Origin of the sequence: Pedobacter hiemivivus, assembly GCF_005144565.1 — a bacterium.
GTDB classification, from domain to species: Bacteria; Bacteroidota; Bacteroidia; order Sphingobacteriales; family Sphingobacteriaceae; genus Pedobacter; species Pedobacter hiemivivus.
Window position 1 is genome coordinate 269451 of sequence record NZ_SWDX01000002.1, and the last position, 21659, is coordinate 291109.

Annotated in this window: 14 protein-coding genes and 1 pseudogene; 11 read left to right on the plus strand and 4 right to left on the minus strand. The window is 40.4% G+C overall.

From position 1 onward, the window contains the following. Positions 1-33: 33 nt before the first annotated feature. The 10 genes and pseudogenes from FBD94_RS04860 to FBD94_RS04905 all read left to right on the plus strand — a co-directional run bounded on the left by FBD94_RS04860 (position 34) and on the right by FBD94_RS04905 (position 15834). Entirely contained in the window at positions 34-615 is a 582-nt protein-coding gene (locus FBD94_RS04860) for a TetR/AcrR family transcriptional regulator (RefSeq protein WP_131606711.1), read from the plus strand. Positions 616-673: 58 nt separating this feature from the next. Further along, positions 674-1900, plus strand: a complete 1227-nt coding sequence (locus tag FBD94_RS04865; protein WP_131606709.1) for an MFS transporter — start codon at positions 674-676, stop codon at positions 1898-1900. 34 nt (positions 1901-1934) lie between these two features. After that, positions 1935-2190 (plus strand): annotated as a pseudogene (locus tag FBD94_RS26565) (hexameric tyrosine-coordinated heme protein). A gap of 98 nt (positions 2191-2288) precedes the next feature. Further along, a complete protein-coding gene (locus tag FBD94_RS04875) occupies positions 2289-2891 on the plus strand; it encodes an RNA polymerase sigma-70 factor (protein WP_131606705.1) in 603 nt (200 codons plus the stop codon). Positions 2892-2998: 107 nt separating this feature from the next. Further along, positions 2999-4171, plus strand: a complete 1173-nt coding sequence (locus FBD94_RS04880; protein ID WP_136879328.1) for a FecR family protein — start codon at positions 2999-3001, stop codon at positions 4169-4171. Between the two features lie 283 nt (positions 4172-4454). After that, entirely contained in the window at positions 4455-7913 is a 3459-nt protein-coding gene (locus FBD94_RS04885; RefSeq protein ID WP_169472218.1) for a SusC/RagA family TonB-linked outer membrane protein, read from the plus strand. A 17-nt stretch (positions 7914-7930) separates the two neighbouring features. Next, entirely contained in the window at positions 7931-9544 is a 1614-nt protein-coding gene (locus FBD94_RS04890) for a SusD/RagB family nutrient-binding outer membrane lipoprotein (RefSeq protein ID WP_131606699.1), read from the plus strand. A gap of 23 nt (positions 9545-9567) precedes the next feature. Beyond that, positions 9568-10068: a DUF1735 domain-containing protein gene (locus FBD94_RS04895; RefSeq protein WP_131606697.1), complete on the plus strand. Its 501-nt coding sequence runs from the start codon at positions 9568-9570 to the stop codon at positions 10066-10068. 57 nt (positions 10069-10125) lie between these two features. Continuing rightward, complete coding sequence (locus FBD94_RS04900; RefSeq protein WP_225874601.1) at positions 10126-12951, plus strand: M16 family metallopeptidase; 2826 nt, start codon at positions 10126-10128, stop codon at positions 12949-12951. A 60-nt stretch (positions 12952-13011) separates the two neighbouring features. Next, the gene (locus FBD94_RS04905; protein WP_136879330.1) at positions 13012-15834 is read left to right on the plus strand and encodes an outer membrane beta-barrel protein; all 2823 of its coding nucleotides are present in this window, start codon (positions 13012-13014) and stop codon (positions 15832-15834) included. On the opposite strand, the gene FBD94_RS26570 is transcribed toward FBD94_RS04905, so the two are convergent. Further along, positions 15827-15997, minus strand: a complete 171-nt coding sequence (locus FBD94_RS26570; RefSeq protein ID WP_136879660.1) for a winged helix-turn-helix transcriptional regulator — start codon at positions 15995-15997, stop codon at positions 15827-15829. The genes FBD94_RS04905 and FBD94_RS26570 overlap by 8 nt on opposite strands. Here FBD94_RS26570 and FBD94_RS04915 point away from each other — a divergent pair. Next, positions 15943-16431 carry an oxidoreductase gene (locus FBD94_RS04915; protein ID WP_136879331.1) on the plus strand — a complete coding sequence of 163 codons (489 nt, stop codon included), beginning with the start codon at positions 15943-15945 and terminating at the stop codon, positions 16429-16431. The two genes, FBD94_RS26570 and FBD94_RS04915, sit on opposite strands and share 55 nt — an antisense overlap. Positions 16432-16599: 168 nt before the next feature. Here FBD94_RS04915 and FBD94_RS04925 read toward each other — a convergent pair whose 3' ends face one another. From FBD94_RS04925 to FBD94_RS04935, 3 genes are read right to left on the minus strand one after another with little or no spacing between them, the layout of a single operon-like run. Continuing rightward, the gene (locus tag FBD94_RS04925; RefSeq protein WP_136879332.1) at positions 16600-19413 is read right to left on the minus strand and encodes a M16 family metallopeptidase; all 2814 of its coding nucleotides are present in this window, start codon (positions 19411-19413) and stop codon (positions 16600-16602) included. Then, positions 19410-20438 carry a TlpA disulfide reductase family protein gene (locus FBD94_RS04930; RefSeq protein ID WP_136879333.1) on the minus strand — a complete coding sequence of 343 codons (1029 nt, stop codon included), beginning with the start codon at positions 20436-20438 and terminating at the stop codon, positions 19410-19412. The genes FBD94_RS04925 and FBD94_RS04930 overlap by 4 nt, the downstream gene beginning before the upstream one ends. Beyond that, positions 20438-21625: a TlpA disulfide reductase family protein gene (locus tag FBD94_RS04935; RefSeq protein ID WP_136879334.1), complete on the minus strand. Its 1188-nt coding sequence runs from the start codon at positions 21623-21625 to the stop codon at positions 20438-20440. The genes FBD94_RS04930 and FBD94_RS04935 overlap by 1 nt, the downstream gene beginning before the upstream one ends. Positions 21626-21659: the final 34 nt, after the last annotated feature.

Genomic DNA, 21659 nt, shown 5'->3' on the forward strand with positions numbered 1-21659 from the left:
GAATGGTTTATTTTTGCATTGTAATATTTTAACATGAATAAGGCAGAACGAACCAGAAGATTTATTATCGAAAAATCTGCTTCTATTATTAATAGAAAAGGAATGGCAGGTACCTCACTTAGCGACATTATGGAGGCAACGAAATTGGCTAAGGGGGGAATTTATGGGAACTTTGAAAATAAAGAGGAGATCTGTATGGAGGCTTTTCTTTATTTGACTGAGACGCTTGCCCGGCGTCTGGATGGAGCGGTTAATTTGGGTAGAAATGCAAAGGAGAAATTCCACAACTTACTGGAGGCTTACAAAGGAAATAAAGATGTCGAAGGAGGCTGCCCGATCTTGAATTTCGGTGTGGAAGCTGATGATACACATCCTAATATGAAAGTTTATGTAAAAAAGGCAATCAATTCCTCTCAGAAGCGAATTTTAAATATCATTTCGGATGGTATAGCTAATGAGGAGATATCTTCAACTGTAAATCCGAAGAATTTTAGTGTCAAAGTTTTTGCCATGATTGAAGGTGCTATTTTGTGCAGGAGGGTTGTAGAGAATGATGAGCAAATGAGGATCGTTATGGATTCAATCTGGGAGGAATTTGAATCTTTTTTAAAGTAATTTTTTTTGTCAATAAAAAGACCGATTGGTCTATTAATACATTAATCACTGAAAAACAATGAGAACATTAAAAGAAAATCACCAGGGCTTTAGCACAATACTAGCCATGTCACTGATTCCATTATCAGGGTTTGCAACAGACATCTATCTGCCTTCGCTGCCGGCCATGGCAAAAGATCTACATGTTTCAGCGTCAGCAATCCAGCTTTCTTTGGTGTTATTTATGTTTAGCACAGGGATAAGCCAGATTTTTATTGGGAGTATTCTGGATAGTTTTGGACGGTTTAAGATCAGTATAATCTCACTTGCAGTTTTTTCACTGACTAGTTTCGTCATCGCAATCGTACCCAATATCTATGTGATTTATGCGATGAGAATTATTCAGGGGATTACCATTGCCTTTATTGTGGTGGGCAAACGGGCCTATTTTGTGGATATCTTTTCTGGAGAAAAATTAAAGAGCTATATTAGTTTATTTGCCATTATCTGGGCTTGCGCACCCATTATGGCACCGTTTGTAGGGGGCTATCTGCAAAGTATCTTTGGCTGGCGTTCCAATTTTTATTTCCTGGGCGGCTTGTCACTACTGTTTCTGATTTTAGAACTGATCTATAGTGGGGAATCTTTGAAACATTTTCAACCTTTTAAAATGAAATCGATTTTACAGACCTATGGTGGGATGTTAAAAACGGCTGATTTTTCGCTGGGCTTGCTGATTATTGGTAGTTGCTTTGGACTGGTTGTTATTTACAGTTTGTCCAGTCCTTTTATTATCGAACGTGTGTTTGGCTATTCATCAGTGACTACCGGGTACAGCTCATTGTTGTCGGGATTGTCTATTATGACTGGTGGAATCATTGCCAAATCGCTTCTTAAAAAATCTTTGGTCAAAAAAATAGTAACGGCCTTGGTTTTTCAGGTCAGTTTAGTTTTACTTATGATATTTACCGTGCCCATTGGTACTAATATTTATACTTTAATAGGTTTCACGATTGGAATTCATATGAGTGGTGGATTTATTTTCAATATTATATATGGCTATTGTCTGAGTCGATTTTCGCGAAATGCAGGGGTAGCAAGTGGACTTACTGGCGGAGCTACTTATATGGTCAGTTCTGTATTCAGTTATGGTTTCGCAAATTTATATGCTGTTAAAAGCCAATTTCTGCTTGGGGTGGCGAATATATCTCTAATCCTGCTGATTGGCCTGCTGTTTATTGCTTTTAATGGCCGCCGGAAAAATTATCTCTCCGCGCAGCTGAAAGATGCAGTAGCGGTATCATAATTATTATCAATTTAAACACCTAAAATTACAAATCATGTCTGAATCTATTCAATTAATTCCTAACGGTTCTCTCATTACCGCCACCCCTGAAGAAGGAAGACAGCTCGCTGTTAAAATGGCGAGCTATCATCAAAGCCACTCAGCCTGATGCGGCGATCAGGGAAAGGTTAAGGCCTTTATACGCAGAGGATCCGGCACTGCTAATCGCTATCGGCCAGACCGTAGCTATAGAATTCACTACTATCGCGGCAGCCAATAATTGTTGGAAGAAAGCGGACCAGCTGAAATAAACTTTTAATCCCGTTTTCCTGAAAATATCAAAATCGATGGGAGATTAATGATTGCCGATATTTATTTTTAGTTTTGCGGAGCAGACCTTTAAAGATTCATGGAGCTAAAAGCCGTAAAAGACGCAAATTATTGGATGGAGGCACTTCAAAGGGAAGATCAGAAAGCTCTGGGATATTTCTTTGATTTGCATTACAAGTCTTTGTGTTATTTTGCATGTAGGCTCGTTCAGGATGATGTTGAGGCTGAGGATATTGTTTCGGCCTGCTTTGTCAAACTTTGGGAATCTGAGCGAAAGGTTGTAACGGCAGAAAGCGTGAAGGCTTTCTTGTATATTGCTTGCCGGAATGCCTGTTTTGATTACCTTAAACACCTCAAAGTAAAATCTACTGTCCAGGAAGTCTATTTCAAACAATTGGAGCAGGGCGAGGAGACTATTTTAAATAATATTATCGAGACAGAGGTCCTTGAGATGCTGGTGGCTGAAATTGAACTGCTACCGGAGAAATGCCGTGAGGTTTTTAAGATGATTTATTTCGGGCATAAAAAAACAGATGAAATTGCAAAACAGCTTGATCTTTCTCCCAAAACTGTTCGCAATCACAAAGCGAAAGCTATCGGGCTGCTTAAAAGTGCAATCCTGAAAAAAGGGGTTTCTCACACCTTTTTTCTCGCTTTTCTGCTCTTTCTGGATCGACGCTAAAATTAATTTGATTTTTATTTTCAGGTTGAATGGGCATTCGTATAGGTACAATCGTATCTATATCAATTGACATTAATAAATAGTGGGGTATAAAATCAGACTAAACTATGCTTGAAAAAGAATTTCATATCTCCAGGTTAATTAAAGCGCATTTAAAAGGAGGATTGAATGCTATGCAGGAGCTAGAACTGAATGCTTGGCTTGAACTGTCTGAGGATAACCGCCGACTTTTCAATGATTTTAATCTGGAGCAGGAAGTCCGTAATAAGATCAACAAATATGAGTCTGCAAATAAAGCTGCGATATGGAGTAAAACCATGAGCCGCCTCAATGGTCATAAACCATTGAAATCAACCACACCACTTTGGTATAAGTTAACAGCAGCAGTAGCAGCTGTGGCTATAATTCTATCCAGTATCTATTTCTTTTCGTCCAACGATGGAATACTGGAACAAGTAGATTATGTTAATGATGTGCTACCAGGGAAATCAAGTGCGACACTTACACTTGGTAACGGAGATAAAATTAGTTTAGAGCAAGCTATTAATGGTAAGATCGCTGAGGATTCTGGTATCATTATCACTAAGACGGCTGATGGGGGAATCATTTATCAAACAGATAAGAACAGCTTAAAATCGTCTCAGGAAATAAATACACTCTCTACAGGCAGAGGACAAACGTACATGTTAACTCTGCCTGATCATTCCAAAGTCTGGATGAATGCTTCTTCAAGTCTGACTTATAGTATGGGTTTATTACAAAAAGGAGTACGTCTCATAAAACTAGAGGGAGAAGCATATTTCGAGGTATCCAAGGACAAAATGCATCCATTTATAGTGGAGAGCAATGGGCAGCAGGTGAAAGTTTTGGGTACACATTTTAACATCAGTTCTTACGCGGAGGATGGGGCCACTCAAACCACTTTGCTGGAGGGAAGTGTGGAGGTCAGGAATAAATTGAACATCAGGATTCTTAAGCCTAACCAGCAGGCTAGATATGCCGCAGGGGATATCCAGATCAAAAATGTCAATGCCGAATCATTTGTAGATTGGAAAAATGGCGTTTTTTCATTTGAAAATGAAAGTCTGCAATCGATCATGCGTAAAGTGGCCAGATGGTATGATGTAGAGATGGTTTATCAGGGGACTGAAGAAGAAACTCAGACTTTTTCGGGGACAGTGTCCAAATCGTCAAATGTTTCCAAAGTGCTTAAAACATTCAATGACAGCAGCGATCTTAAATTTAAAATAGAAGGAAGAAAAATTTTTATCAGCCGATAGGCGATTAACTGAATCATCATGGAGACTAACCGACTCCTGTCATAATAAATACTTAATCAACTAAACGAATGAAACACACCAAATTAAAAAGAGATCCTTAATGCCAGGGAAGAGCACACCAATGACAAGGTGTGAAAGCAGACCAGGAATGCAGCAAACATTCCCGGTCGAATGTTCAGGTTAATTACCGCCAACAAATCTTGAAAATCAATTTACGATTCAAACCCAAACAACCAAATGTATGAAAATTTGTACTAAGAACCCATGCTGGTATACCTACCACATGAAAAAACTATTGCTGGTTATGAAAATCACCACATTTCTATTATTGATAGCCATAATGCAGGTTAGCGCAAGCGGTTTCGCCCAAAAAATTACGCTTAGCCAAAAAGAGATTACCCTGAAGGAATTCTTCCGAGCCATAAAAAAGCAAACCGGATATAATGTCTTTTATTCTAACCAATTGATTAATGATTCCAGGAAAATCAATGTTGATTTTGAAAACGAGGATCTGGAGCCAGTCTTGAAAAAAGTTTTGACAGCACATGATTTATCCTTTAATATAAGGGATAAAGACATCTCTGTGAAACCGGAGGAAAAGACATTTTTGGACAATCTTGTTGCCCGTTTTCAAGAAATTGATATCAATGGTAAGATTGTGGATGAAAAAGGAAATGCTTTGCCCGGAACAAACATAAAGATTAAGGGAACAAACAGGTACGTGATTTCGGATAACAATGGAGCTTTTTTACTTAAGTCCGTTGACGAACAAGCTATTGTCGTCATATCATTTGTCGGTCACCGTACTTTGGAAATCCCGGCCAATAAAATTAAGGGCACCATTACTTTACGTGCAGTTTCTGCGAACCTTCAGGAAGTAAGTGTTACGACTGCTTATGGAATAGAACGGAGTAAAAAAGAACTGGGATATTCCGTTGCCCAGGTAAGCGGAGAAGCAATCAACAAGGCAAATAGCGGGAATATATTGAATGGTTTGATAGGAAAGGTTTCCGGCCTGAATATCATGAGCCAAAGCTCGGAAATGTCCCCTAAAATGCGGGTACTGTTAAGAGGAATCCGGTCATTTGGCCAGTCGAGTAATAACCAGCCTCTATTTATATTTAACGGCGCACCGCTTTCTTTTGGTGGCGACATGAATGCTGCACAGCGCTCGTTAGAATTTATCAACAACTTAAATCCTGCGGATGTTGAAGAAGTAACAGTGTTAAAAGGCGCCAATGCAACGGCTATGTATGGACCGGAAGGTGTAAACGGTGTGATCATCATTACCACCAAAAAAGTGAAGCAGGGGGAGATGAGTATCAATGCTAGGGTAAATTCCTCCTACACTCGGTATGATTATAGACAGCGGTCTGATCAACGGACGTTTGGTGTAGGTGATGAGAGTGGTTTTGGAGTTGGGGGCGCACAACCCGGTAACTGGGGGCCTGCTTATGATGGGAAAATTATCAGGGTAGGCTTTCCTGATAAGGATGGTAATTATCAGGAAGTTCCTTACAGTGATCTGGATGACCGCTACAATTTTTTTAATGTCGCCAGGAACACGCGCGCCAATGTTTCCATTGCAGAAGGAAATCTAAACTCTTCCTATTATATAGGTGCAGGATATAACGATCAGACTGGATTGTTGCCGGGGGATAAAACCAGGCAATCTACTTTCTTATACAATACCAACAAGAAAGTTGGAAAGCTATTGGATTTGCAGCTTAATGTAAATTACTCCAATACGATAGCTGACAGGGGCGCTGATGTGAGTTCAAAGGTTTTAAACACCCCCAGTTTTATACCTTTATTAAGCTACAAGGATTATAAAAATTCTCATTGGGCGACATTGGACAACTATTGGTTTGGCATAAACCCTTATGCCGCGCTGGATATGACCAGGTCTTTAGCAAGAGCTAATGCTTTTACAGGTAATTTTATTGCAAACTTTAAACCACTCAAATGGCTGAACATCAAGGATCAGATTTCTGTGAACTATCAGGGGACAAATAATAAAATAAATGCGCAGCCCATTATGTTTTCAGACTTCGCCAGGGTAGATCCGGTTAAAGGACTGGATAAAGATGCATCTACCATTGATCAATTTAGCAGCGCTACAGCATTTAACAATGATCTGTTAATCTCAACAATTCACAAAACCGGCGACTTCCTGATCCGCACAAATCTGGGCAACAGCATTCGCGACAATTTTGATAAGGCGCTTCAAACCTCGGCCAATCTTGTAGTTCCAGTGTTTAATAATGTCTTCGCGAGGACTGATCAAGGTGTTGCCGGACAGGAGAAATATACAACGACAAGGAGCATTTCAGCTTTCGGAAATGTCTCTTTAGGTTATAAAGATAGGGTTTTCCTGGAGCTTACCGGGCGTAATGAATGGGATTCAAAGCGGGCAAAAGTGGCCAGAGGAAAGGATCTTTATTTTGGTGCAAATACCTCACTGATCCTGAAAGAGATCGTGCCTTTTTTAAAGGAACAATCCTGGATTGATATTTTCAAGCTAAGGCTGTCGGCCGCATTTACTGCGAATATGAATATTCTTCCCCAGCAAAGTGAAAAGACTTTCCAATTGCTGATTCCATTTCCCATTACAAATCCAACCACTGGAAAATCAGTTCTTGGATATGCTTTAACAGGGAATCCTAATCCTTTAATCAAACCTGAAAAAGTGTTTTCGCAGGAGTATGGAACAGAGCTAGCTTTTCTGGAAAACCGGATCAAATTTGATGCTGCTTATTACCATCAGATTAATAATGGTGTGATCATGACTGTAGGTATTCCTCCATATAGCGGATATCCTGGTACAGATAATGCAGGTCGCTTTAAAAATACTGGATGGGAATTTGATTTAGGTATAAACCCACTTGTAGACTTTGGAAAAGATGTTGACATATCCCTTACAGGACGGTTTTCTATCAATAATAATGAAGTTTTACAGGTCGCCGATATTTACAATGGTACATTTATTATGAATGATCCGTACGGGAATTTGTTTTATGCGAGAGAAGGACATTCGGCATTTGAATATCCGGTAACAGATTTTAAAAGAAACCCGGAGGGAAAGGTAATTGTAGATAAAAATACTGGATTACCTACTGTAGATACACAGAATCCAAAAATAGCAGGAAAGACATTACCGATATACCAGGGCGGCGTCACTTTGAGTGTAAGGTATAAGCGTTTTACACTGAGTTCCCAAGCAGATTATTCAGCTGGAAATCATTTTCAGTTTAGTTCCGCAAATATACAAACAGGTGTAAGCAATTTAACTTTAATAAACAATAGGGAAATTTTTGTATTCCCAAATTCAGTAATTGAAGACAGTCCTGGCCATTTTATTGAGAATAAGGATGTGCCAGTTTCCAATGCAGGAAAAGATCTTTTTTCCAGGTTCGCAGCGGCAAGTATCCACACCATTACGAACGCATCATACTGGAGAATAAGAGAGGTTTCACTGCAATATGAAATGCCGTTGAAAACCAAGTGGGTAAAAAAGATTTCGGGAAGTATTTACGCCAATAATGTGTTCTCTTTTTATCCCCGCTCTAATATATACGGAGATCCTGTATTAAGCCAGGGCCCGGGCATACCTCAGAGTAGAGCTACAGTGGTTGGCCAAAACTCAACTAGTGACACAAATAATGTGAGTGGTGGCTCTGCTGATGCAAATGCAGGTCCTGGGCTGATTCTATATGGATTTACATTTGGTTTATCCTTTTAACATTATAATCTAAACATATGAAACGATATTTTAACTTTACATTAATAGCAGCAATTTTGTTGACTTTCCTGTCGCAAAGTAGCTGTAAAAAGGGATGGCTGGATGTAAATTACAATCCCCAACAGTTGACAGATAATGTAGTTACGCCGGATTTATTGTTGCCGCCATTACTTCTTGAATGTGCTGCACTCCCGCCTGATTTCGAGATTCTGTCGATGTGGCTAGGCTATTGGGCGGCTCCGACGTTGGGAACAAACCAAAGCCTTACTAACTATACAGACGTTGTAACAGGCTCTATTGCTTCCTCCAGCGTCCCTATACTTGAACAAAAATCTGCAGATCTGGGACAGGAATTTTATCTTGGTATTGCCAAGGTTGTTCGCGCGTTAATGTGGAGCCGTTGTGTGGACAAGTTAAATTTTGTTCCCTATACAGAGGCTTACAATCCCGCTATTCTTCATCCGAAATACGATAATGGTCAACCGATTTATGATGATCTGATCAAACAGTTGACTGAGGCAAGCGGACTGATTAAAAATGCGGATGTGACTAAGAATTTAAAAATTACCATAAGCGATATCATGTTTCATGGCGACAAAACAAAATGGCTACAGTTTATCAATACCTTAAAACTGCGTTTATTAATCCATCAGGCTAACCGTCCTGATAGGGCAGCTTATATTGCTGCTGAGATTCAGGTAATCAAAGACCAGGGATCAGGCTTTCTTCCTATGGGGGTTGAAGGGGCTGTGAATCCTGGTTGGATCATTTCAACTGCCGTAAATCCTTATTTTGGTCTTTATTCCAGTCATAATATCAGAGGAGGAGCAAGAGGAGATATTTATACTGGAATAACCAGTCCAGATATGGCGCACGCCAATGAGTATGGGCTTAATATGCTCAAAAGTGACAATGATCCCAGGATTGGCTTCATTTATTCCTCCACAGACAATGTTAAACCAGCTAGTGGTGCTGAACCTTTTCCGCAACCAGCACCTTCAAATTTCAGGGGGAGCCGTTTTGGACTGTCATTTAGTTCCTTCCAATATCCTTATCAGAACCGGGTTTATCTATCAGCAGTTGGCGGCTCAAGGAATATAGATGTAGTAACTCCTGCTTCAAGCGGCATTATTAAAGGCAATAATATGGACTCCTGGATCATTACCAGCGTGGAGAATGCTTTTCTGCAGGCTGAAGCTGTGTTTCGTGGATGGCTGCCGGGCGATGCTGAGCAGGCCTATCAAACAGCGATAAAAGCCTCTTTTCGCTGGCTTAACCTGGGTGGAAATGCAGCTACGCCTGCACTTTCTGATGCAGTGTTTAATGCCTGGTATAGCTCCCAGGTAAACAATCAAAGAGTAAACTGGACAACAGCACCTGACAAATATAAACTGATCATGTATCAGAAATACATTGGTTTGAATGGCATTGATCCGATCGAGACCTGGACAGACTACAGGAGAAATGGACGTTTTCCTGACGTACCTGTATCTGCTGATCCGACAAGGATTGCCAATACAGTTCCCATCCGGTTTATGTATACTCCGCGCGAAATCCTTACCAATATGGTTGAAATCAAAAAACTGGGCGAGATCAATGCGTTTACGGATAAAATCTGGTGGATGCCTTAATTTTTTAACTAAAAAATATAAAAATGAAAATATATATACTCATGGCAATGGTAATGTTGTCATTAAGCAGTTGCCTTAAAAATAAGGATGAGATTCTAGATTACCGTGGAATAAAGCCTATTGTGATCAATCCTAAATCTAACTATCCTTCAAAAACCATATTGCCAACCCTTCTGACGGATAGTGCATTTGGGGTAACCCGATTGAACCTTATAGCTAAGTACTCGTTTCAGGCTCCCGCACCGCGCGACCTTAAAATCGCCTTTATAAGAGATGACGCTGCTATGGCAAAGTATAATCCTTTTAATACTTTTACGCCGCTGCCTGCGGATGCTTATGAGATGAGCGCAAATGAAGCGATCATTCCAGAGGGGATGCAGCTGGGTGTGCTTCCTGTTAAAATTATTCCGGGAAAAATTGCCGGTAGCAAAAGATACATCATCGCCTTTTCAATTAGCAGTGCTGAAGGTATCGATATTCCGGGAAACTCCAAGACTATTATTATTACCCTTAAGGGACAATAATCCATCCACGTTGACCGGCAGGCTTAGTCTTGCCGGTCAATTTAACTTTCGTTTAATATGAATCCAAAAAAAATGTTGACCGGGCTACTATTGTGCCTGTTTTCAACGCTCTTTTATAAATCTTATGCACAGCAATTACCGCTCGACCCGGAAGTAGTTACCGGTAAACTGGCGAATGGTTTTAGCTATTATGTCCGCAAAAACAGTAACCAAAAGAAACGGGTCACACTTTATCTGGTAAATAAAGTAGGGTCGATTCTGGAAACAGAGCAGCAACTTGGACTTGCCCATTTTATGGAACACATGAGCTTTAACGGTACTACTCATTTTCCTGGGGCAACACTGGTTGATTTTCTGGAAAAGGCAGGTGTCAGATTTGGAGCAGATTTGAATGCCTATACCTCCTTCGATGAAACGGTATATCAGCTTCCCATTCCGATCGATGACCCAAAAATGCTAAGCAGCGGGCTGCAGGTAATCCGGGACTGGGCGGCTGAAGCTACGCTCGACCCCAAGGAAATTGACAAGGAGCGAGGTGTAGTGCTGGAAGAAAAAAGGCTGAGAAATGGTGCGCAACAAAGAATCCAGCAACAAACGTTTCCGATGATGGTTAACCATTCCCGTTATGCGGACCGTCAGCCCATAGGTACTGAAGAAGTTATCAAAAATTTTACCCGTGAAACCATTCTCTCATTTTATAAAGACTGGTATAGGCCTGATCTGCAGTCAATCATTGTTGTTGGTGACGTGGATGTGAAGGATGTGGTAAAGCGTATAGAACATTTATTTTCAGATCTGAAGAACCCAGAGCCATCCAAACCCAGACCTGTATATGATATCGAGTTGTCCGGTAAGAATCAGTTTCTTGCCATTACGGATAAAGAGGCACAGGGCACATTGATGCAGGTAATGATTAAATATCCTCATAAAAAATTACAGTCGCATTTAGATTACCTGGATTACATCAAAAGAAACATTTTTAACCAGGTTCTGGCACTCCGTTTCAGGTCAGTTTCACAGAAAAACGCAGGGAACTATTTGGCTGCAAGTGCGGGTTTAACTTCGGTAACAGCAAATGTTGATGCATTTAATGCGTCGCTTTCTGCACGACCGGGCGAATTGGAAAAGGGTTTTGCTGCATTCTGGTCTGAATTGGCCAAAATCAAAGCGCAGGGATTTACGGAAGCAGAAATTACTGCCGCCAAGTCTCAATATCTGGCTTCTATCCAGGCTTCTTTAGCTGAACGAGATAAAAAGCAATCGGCACAATACGCTAACGAATACGTCCGTCATTTTCTTCATGGAGAAGCAAGCCCTGGTATACCTAAGGAAGCAGAGCTCATTGAAGCTTATTTGCCTACGATCAGTTTGGGCCACCTAAACCAAATGGCCCAACAGCATATAGTTGATTCGAACAGGGATGTGATCCTGATTGCACCTGAATCAGCCAAATCAACTTTGCCTGATGAGGCTACTGTAAACGCTTGGTTCTCGAAATATGAGCAAGTCGCGGGGAGTGGTGATGATACAGACGCACAGAAGCTGATAAAGAAACTTGCAAAAATGCCACTGATTGCTTCCCCTCCGGTAAAAGGTAAGGTGATTTCATCAACAGAAATCAAAGAACTGAAAATTACCGAACTAAAACTTAGCAATGGGGTAAGAGTGATATTGAAGCCTACTACCTTTAAAAATGATGAGATCATTTTCAATGCTTACAGTCCGGGAGGAACCTCCATTTATCCGGATGTTGATTACCAGTCCGCTACCAATGCCGCCCCTTTGGTTACAAGTGGCGGCCTGGGGGATTTTAGTGCAGAAATGCTAATACAAAAATTGACGGGAAAATCCGCATCTGTGAGTCCCTACATAGGCGAGCGTACAGAGGGCATATCCGGTTACAGCAATACCCATGAACTGGAAACGGCCCTTCAACTCATCCATCTTTATTTTACCGAACCCCGTAAAGATACAGCGGCATTTAATGCGATTATGAGCAGAACCAGAGCATCACTTGCAAATCCTGTTCTTACCCCGGAGAAAATGTTTGGTGATACCCTAAGTGCTGTTCTCAGCAATTATAGCGTCCGCAGGAAGTCTGCCGGGCTTGCCGAACTGGAGCAGTTAAGCCTGGACAGGGCATTTGAGATCTATAAAGATCGTTTTAGTGATGCATCTGATTTTACATTTGTGATGGTGGGGAATTTTGATGAGAAAAAGATCAGGCCTTTACTGGAACAATATTTAGGCTCACTGCCTTCAGCAGGCAGGAAAGAAGCCGCAAGGGATCTCAAAATTCAAATACCTGCTGGCAAGATCACAAAGACTTTGTACAGCGGCTCGGAAGACAAAGCAACCGTTCAGCTCGTACTCAGCGGTGATTACCAGTACAGTGAAGAAAACAGGTATAATATGGAAGCCATTAAATACATCCTTGGATTGAAGTTGAATGACAGGTTGAGAGAACAGGAGGGGGGGGTATATTCTCCTTCGGTATCTTTAACTTCGTCACGTAGACCCAGGTCAAGGTATGCTTTTTCCGTAGGTTTTGGCTGCTCACCCGCAAATGTTGAGAAACTGATTGCTTCGGTATGGGAAGAAATTGCTAAACTCCAAAGTAATGGTCCTTCTGCCGATGACCTTGCTAAATTTAAAGCAGAACAGAAAGTGGGCACTAAAAATGCGATGGGAACCAACGCTTTCTGGCTGAGCTATCTGGGTAGTCAATTTCAGGAAGATTCTGATCCTAAACAGATTTTGCATTTTGATGCTGTCATCGATGGCATGACAACTGGTAAATTAAAAGAAGCCATGAATATTTATTTGAATGATAAAAACTACGTGCGTGCGGTACTAATACCCGAAGACAAATCAGTTAATTAATATCTCTCAAATGTACAACGGGGAGGCAGCTCCCTGTTGTACTCAAAAAAACAATTATCTATGAGATCAATCCGTTGCATCCTTTGTGTTGCGGTTTTTTGTTTTACCTGTCTCTCTGCGAACGCACAGATCAGGGTGTCAGCAACCCCGGTGCAGGTGAGCGGGACTATTAAAGGAGTGGTAACATCACAGGCCTCTGGAAAAGTAATCCAGGGTGTTTCTGTGATGGCAAAAACAAAAGATAGTTTATTATTAAGCTATACATTTACTAACGAAAAAGGCGAATATATTTTATCCAAACTCCCATTTGGGCAGGATTTTAAAGTGTTTGTCTCATTGTACGGATACCACCGTGATACCTCCGAGGTTCAAAGATTTAAAGTTTTGGAACCCATGGTGATCAACAGGAACTGGACATTATCCACTGACTTAAATGCGCTGGATGAGGTGACAGTTAAAGCGCGTAAACCGCCATTTGTCATTAGAAAAGACACGCTGGAATTTGATGCTGCTTCATTTAAATTACTTCCACATGCGATACTGGAAGACCTATTGAATCGACTTCCGGGGGTATTGATTGATAAAGAGGGAAATATTACTGTTAATGGCAAAAAGGCAACTAAAATACAAGTCGATGGGAGGGATTTCTTTGGCCGAAACACAGTCATTGCAACAAAAAATCTACCAGCAAATATTATAGATAAGATCCAGGTTACCCCAACTGATGATCCGGCAAAAAGAATTAACAGAATGCTTAACCCGGCTACGGATGATGTAACCATAAACCTGCTGCTGAAGAAAGATCAAAATAGAGGACTACTGGGAAATGTAATGGCTGGCTATGGCACAAAAGATCGTTATTCGGCCAGCGGTATGTTAAGCTCTTTTGGTGGAAAGATTCGATTTGGTCTGTTTGGCTCTGGTGGGAATGGTAATATGATTAATAGTGCTGGAGCAAACCCTGGTGCCGGGCCTTCTGGAATGCCAGTAGGTGGTACACTTACTGCTACCGGTGGTGGTTTAGCCGCAGCTATAAGGGGGGCTAAATCTCCCGGACTTTCGGGTGCTGGACTCAATGACCGAAAAAATCTATCCAGTACATTCAATACCGAGCTAAGTAAGAAGGTTAAGGTTAATGGTAATTATAATTTCAGTCATCAGAAAAGCATACTGGAAAAACAATCACAAAGAATTAATTTCCAGGATTCGGGTAATTTGAAATATTTTGAAGACCAATCAGGTGCCGACTATAACAATACCCATTCTTATTTGACAAATATTGAATTCGCACAAGACACTTTGACTACCTGGCGGTTTATGGCCACAGTAAACTATGCCCCCTTTAAACGTGAAAAACAAATCTCTGCTTTGAGCGAGGGCCCCGATGGTACTAAATTGAACTCTTCAGATATTTATAATCTATCTGATGGTACCCGAAAAGGATTTAGTCATTCCCTGTTTTTTGGGAGGCGCTCGAAGGATGGAAAGACGGGTTTTATACTTAACTGGAATATTAACGGAGATCAGACAGGAGATCAGTTGACTAACTATTCCGAGAATGAGTTTATCAATAATCTTGGCGCATCATCTAAAAATACGATTGACCAAAAGGGAGATTCGAGAAGAAATTCACTAAACAATGATTTGTCTTTACAGTTATCTAGAAATTTAAACAAGTCTTTCACAGGTCAACTGGAGTATAGCTTGAACCAACAATCAAATCGATTGAAAAAGCATCTGTTTAATGTTAATAATGGCTCAGGTAAGTATGATGTTCTGGATAGTACGCAGTCTGGTGATAGTAAGGACAATAATATACAACAAAATGTGTCTTTTCAGCTAGCTTATAACAAGGAGCGCTTCAGTGTGGCCTTGAATGGTGGAATGCGTTTTATTAATCAACGCAACCGGCTTTTTATTCAGGATACCTTAATTACTATAAACCAGCATCAGTTTACGCCAAAACTTATTTTAAATTATTCGCTTGCTAATAATGGTAACCTGAACTTAAGTTATGATATCGCATCTTATGCTCCTTCAGCTGATCAGCTGTCACCAGTAAATGACAACTCTAACCCTTTGTTGGTTATTATAGGTAATCCTTTTCTCAAAACGGGTTTAGGACACAATATCAATGCGGGGTTTAGCAAGTTTTTTCCTAACCATGAAGCCAATCTTCATGTCAACGGAGGAGCGAATTTTATCAAAAACCAAATTATCCAGGATGTCGTTTATGATGATCAGGGAAGACAGGTACAGAGCTATCGAAATGTGGACGGATATAATTCTTTTCGTTTGTCAGGGGGCTTACAAAAAGGATATCATATAAAGGAATTGAGTATTAGACCCTTTATAGATTTGGCCCTAAATAAAAAGCAGGATGTGGGTTTCATTAATTCACATAGAAATGAAACCAAACAATGGCAGTATGGCGGGAATACAGGATTTGCTGTTAGTTATATGAATTTTGTGTCTCTTTCCTCATCGGCGGATGTTTCTTTTAACAAAACGGACTATAGTTTAAATGATCGTGAGGATCTCAATTATAATACTCAGAATTATTCGTTTACGCTAAAAGTAAGCCCCGTTAGCAGAATTGAATTTGGAAGCCAGTTTTCCTACCAGTATAATTCTCAAATTCCAGCGGATTTTCAACGTACTGCAGTGGTATTGAATAGTAGCTTTAGTTGTCGTTTTCTTAAAAGCCAGCAATTAAATTTTAAACTTTTTGTGAATGATGTGTTTAACAATGCCATAGTTAATTCTACTATAGTAACTCCATTTTATAGTGAAAATAGCAGTGTCAATTCCTTAAAAAGATATTTTCTTTTTTCGTTGCAATACAATTTTAATGGCTTATCTGCTGCGAATAAGATCAGGTAGATCGAGGCAAACATTCTTTACTCCAGTCGTTCAGCGCATCAAGGACTGGCTCTAATTTTGCCCCTTTTTCTGTCAAAGTATATCCTACTGTAGGAGGGGCGGTCGCGAATGCCTGACGAACAAGTAACTGATGATGTTCCAGTAATTTTAATTTTGGTAGAATCGTCTAATCAGAGGACCGATGAATATGGTGGCTCTTTTGAAAACAGGTCCCGGTTTGTTTTGGAACTTATTAAGGAACTCATTACTGTAGCTGGTGAGGCAAAAGTAGGCATCAAGCTATCCCCAAGTATTGCCATTCATAACATGTTTGAGCCTAATCCTCTGGAGCTGTATAATTACTTAATAACGGAACTGAACAAGCTACCCATTGCCTATTTTCACCTGATGCAGCCTTTATTTCCTCTGGATGAACTGCCACACTACCCCAAAAATGTACTGACAAGCTTTGGTCATCTAACCGAAAAAAACATTATTGTAAATGGAGGATACAACAGGGAAACAGCAGAAGCGGAACTACAAGCAACGCAGCGCAATTTGTATCTTTTGGTAGCCTGTTTTTGGCCAATCCCGATCTGCCCAGAAGGTTTGAATTAAGTGCAGCACTTAATGAACCCGACAAAACCACAATGTATGGCGGTGGTGATGAAAGGGGGTACATAGATTATCCCGCACTAAACTAAATGACATTTGGATTGATGAAAAAATCCCAGCTGCACATCGTCTGCGCGGCTGGGATTTTTGAATTTAAACCCTAACAGTTTTTTATAAGCTGTTGTTGGTTTTAGCTGTTTCTGGTAATAATATAAACTGTATGCTGTTCTCCGGACTTAAAAAAAGCGAAGCTGCCTTCTTTAAGTTTTCAGGTGTAACCATTTCCAACGTCTGTTCTGTGCTTAAGACCTCGAGGATATCTTCGCCGTTTTCGTATTGCCCCGCAAGATAATTTAGCCAGTAGGCGTTATCTTTCATAGCCAGTTCGACATTTTTACGGTAAGCGGCTTTATATTTCTGGATATCTGCCAGCGAAACACCCTGAGTACGGATAACTTCCATTTCTTTGTTAACCTCTTCGATCAAATGTGCGGCATTTACAGGTGCACAGCCCAAAGTGAAGAACAGTCCGTATCTGCTCTTAGGATATTTAGTAAACGTAGTCTGCACTGAAGGTGAATATACTTCTCCATCAGCTTCCCTTAATTTTTGAAGGACCTTTATCTGAAGCACATCTCCCAATGCATGTAGTAGCTGATTGTTTTCAGTACTGTACTTGTAATTACCACTAAATATCATTCGGACAGTAGCCTTATTTTCGCTGCCTTTATATATTTTTTTAATGTGTTTTCCTTCCGGTATATGAATGCCGAGGTCACGTGCCTTTTGGTTTCGGTACAATGAAGGTAAACTGCCCAGGTATTGTTCAATAAGTGGTATAATGGATGTTGAGTTGAAGCTCCCGGTAAATACAAAGGTAAAGCCAGCGGCATCAGCGAAGCGATCTTTATAAATCGAATAAACTTTCTCCAGGTCTATTTTATCCAGGCGGTCTGTAGTTAGCGGAGAAAAACGGTAACTGTAATTGCTCAATACATAATTGATGGAATCGGTAAATACATTTCCTGGATCTGCATAACGCATTTTAATGCCTTCCTTGGTCTTGCTGATGATATTTTTAAAGATGGTACTGTCCTTGCGCGGTCGTGTAAACTGGAGATTGACGATCTGAAGTGCAGTTTCCAAATCGGCAACCGTGCTACTGCCATTTATGACATCTGAACGCGGACCAATACTTGCGCTTACGGCAAGGACTTTATTATTTAACACCTGGTTAAGCTGGGCAGGATTAAAGTCGCCCAATCCGAAATTGCTGATCAGGGGGGCTGCATTTGTCGCATTGTCAAACGCTGCCTCATCGTATAGCGACGTGCCTCCTGAACTAAAACCCTTGAAAAGAATCTGGTCATTTTTAAACACTGTAGGCTTTAAAACCACTTTTAATCCATTACTTAGGGTCAACAAGGTTACCTCAAGTTCTGGGATAATTTGCTTTTCAATTACTTTTCCACTGACAGGCTTTATGTCCATCAGTTCAGTTGCAATCTGTTCTTCTTTGAATGGTAGAATTGTTGATTTTGCTGCCCTATCCATCCAGGAAGCAACTGTAGCTTCACCTGGAAGTGCAGCTTTTTCTTTGTCCGTTGCCAGAATCAATATATCGCGGTTGATAGGTTTTATAAAGTCGCGTAGCATGGTATTTAGCGCTTCAACAGTGACCTCATGAATATGGTTTTTCACATATAAGGCTTCCCATTCAATACCTGGTGCGGCTTGCTGGTGTAGAAACAAGTCCTGATATTCCGTTGCATAATTAACCGAGGGGGTGTTATTCTTTTCCGCAAGTGCGCTCTGAAAAGAACGTAGATATTGCTGAGCGGCCTGTTTAAGTTCTGCTGCTGTAAAACCAAAACGTTTCAATTTTTCTAAAAATGTCCAGCTTTGCTCAAAAGCATTTTCCAGCTGTCCCTCTTTTGCTTCGGTATTAAAAATGAAGGCTTCAATACCACCTGCTAATGGTTGAATACTCATACCCATATTTAGGTAGGAAGGATTGTCCTGTCTGTTGATTTCCGAATAACGGCGTGAGGCTAGCATCTTGCTAAAGAGCGCACGTTTGATATGGATCAGGTAGTCCGATTCTGTTTGTAAAACAGGTGCTTTACGTTTAAAAAGGACCTGAAGTGTTGTACCAGACATTTCAGGATCGGTTACGGCCATAAACTGCATTTTACCACTGAGGGGAATACTGTATTTGATGCGCTCGCGCTTGTTAACAGGATTTTTAAGATTCGAAAAATGTTTTTTGATCAGCTCTTCAATACTATTTACATTGATATCTCCAACTACAATCAGTGCCTGAAGATCCGGGCGGTACCAGTCCTGGTGAAACCTTTTGATTGTTGCGGGTTTAAAGCTTGTCAGTATTTTTTCCAGTCCAATAGGCAACCTTTTTACATAGCGGGAGCCATTCAGCATCATGGGATAATACTGATGGGCCATACGGTCTTTCGAACCTTTGGCCAGTCGGCCCTCTTCGAGCACAATTCCCCTTTCTTTTTCTATTTCAGCAGGAGCGAGTGTAGCCTCTTGTGCCCAGTCGCGCATGATTTTTAGACCATTTGCCAACAATAGGGGATCATTTGAAGGGATGGGCAATTGGTATACAGTCTCATCGGTACCCGTATGGGCATTCAGGTCGGCACCAAAGCGGACACCGGCTTTTTGAAGGTAATCTACCAGTTCATTTTTAGGGAAATTTTTTGTTCCGTTAAAATTCATATGCTCCATAAAATGGGCCAGGCCCTGTTGATCCTCATCTTCAAGAATGGAGCCTACATTACTAACCAGATAAAGATGTACCCTGTTTTTAGGCTCTTCGTTGTGGCGGATGTAATAGGTAAAACCGTTGGAAAGTTTACCTGTCCTGACCGCAGGATCTAAGGGGATATTTTGGGCATTTAATTGCATCGACAGACATAATATGGCTGTACTGAATCCTGCAAAGACATGTTTTAAATTCATTTTTTGTAAATTTTATTCAATTCCTCTTCCAACGCTCCGCCTCTTAAGCTAAGTGCGATAATTTTTCCGTTTGGGTCTATTAAAAAGTTTTGAGGAATCCCTTGAATACCATATAGTTTGACCGCTGTATTAACGTCGTTATTTAGATCTGCTACATGAAACCAGTTACTAATACCGTCATCGTGAATTGCCTTCAACCATTGTGATTTTGCCAGTCCTTTATCAAGAGATACACTGAGGATATCAAAACCCTGAGAATGGTACTTTGAATAAGCCGTTTTCAAATGTGGGTTATCTGCCCGGCAGGGAGAACACCAGCTAGCCCAAAAATCAAGTAGAACATATCTACCTTTAAAACTTGAGAGGCTTTGTGGTTTTCCAGCTGTATCTAAAAGGGTAAAATCCTTAGCCAAAGTCCCGATTTTACCAACGCTATTGAAAACCTCTGTATACTCGATGCTTTGAGCTATACGTTTTCCTTCTTCTGAATCCCTAATGGAAGAAGGAAGTAACATAAATAGTGGTTTAGCTTTTTCTATGTCAATTTTATACCCATTAAAAGCATATCTTCTTAAAGCATTTAGCGATAGGAGGGAAGATGGATTTTTGCGGATATAATCGGCAAAAATTTCTGTATTTTCTGTTTTTGCAAACGTTGCATTCATGGCCTTAAAATCATCATTTAAGGGGGATCCAGTAACAGTTGTATTGCTGAATTTTCCATTATGATGAATGACTATTGTTTCTGGAGCTAATACGATTACGATCATTCCGTCTGATGTAGCTTTCGTTTGTAGCAGAGCAAGTGTGCAGCCATTAATTTGGTGGCTGAAAGTATAAGTATTGTTGATGACTTCCACACTGTCATTTATTCTGGGCTTATCTGCTTCGCCAGTAGAATAGTTCAGGTATACCCACTTAATATTTGTATCGGGTAATACTCCAGTAACTTTATAACTATTTTGTTTTTGCGCAAGTAATAATACAGGGGCGAAAAACAATACAACAAATAGGATATTTCTCATTATTTAAAAATTTCGTTTAGCTTCTCTTCCAATGCCTCTCCTCTAAGATTTTTAGCCACAATAACTCCATTAGGATCAATTAGGAAGTTTTGAGGGATGGCTTTAATTCCGTACAGCACTGCAGCTTCATTTTCAAAAGACTTAAGATCAGATACCTGTGTCCAGACCAAACCATCCTTCGCAATTGCATTGATCCAGGCCTGTTTTGCATTTTTGCTATCTAAAGAAACACCTAAGATATTGAAGCCCTTATTTTTATATTTAGTGTAGGCTTTAACTAAATTGGGGTTTTCCGCACGACAAGGGGCACACCAGCTTGCCCAGAAATCAACCAACACATATTTCCCTCTAAAAGAAGATAGGCTTATTGGCTGATCATTTACATCATTCTGAGTGAAATCCTTAGCCTTAGCACCCACTGGAGTTAGCTCATCTAAAGCCTTTCTTTTAGCCAGGGCATCAAGCGCTGCCTGCTTGCGTTTGGCAAAGACAGCAGCTATTGCCAATCCTAGTTTAGCTGATTTTAAGCTCGCAGGAAAACTTTGGTACAGCGTATCGCTCATTTCAGGTGTTACATAGCCTGATGCAATCATGGTATAGGTAAAATATGGGCTAACGGGAGAGGATGGGTTTTTCCTGATGTATTTAATGATGTTGACTAAGGAATTACCCAATAAATTGGTTGATCTCGACGTGATTTCCTTTTTCAATGATTCATCAGTTTTGTAGGCTTCGCTTTGCATAATTGCCTGTATGGCTGCTGATTCTTTAACTGCAAAACTGGTTATTTTAAGGAATTCGGTATGTGCAGTTGTGCTACTCCCGGTTACGATTGCATTGCTGAGCGATTGATCTGATGTAATATCCAGAATACCATTATCCAGCATCACGTTCAATTTGTCTTTCGGTAGCGGTGTATCTGTTTTAGTTAGGGTTATGGTAGCAATAACGGATGCCTCAACATTACCTTTAAAGGTGTATTTATTATTTTTTACCATTGCGCTGTCTATCGGTTTTTCTATAACCGCATCATACATTAGGTAAACCTTTGAAGGCATAGGCATCATTCCAGTAAGGCTACCATTTATGGTGAAATTCTTTGTGGTTTGAGCAGATAGCTGCTCCGGCAAAATAATGGTCAGCATAAGTATTGCTGATAATGCGATTTTGATCATTAGCTTTTTCATGAATTTTGTATATGGTGATATTTAAATGGCCTTT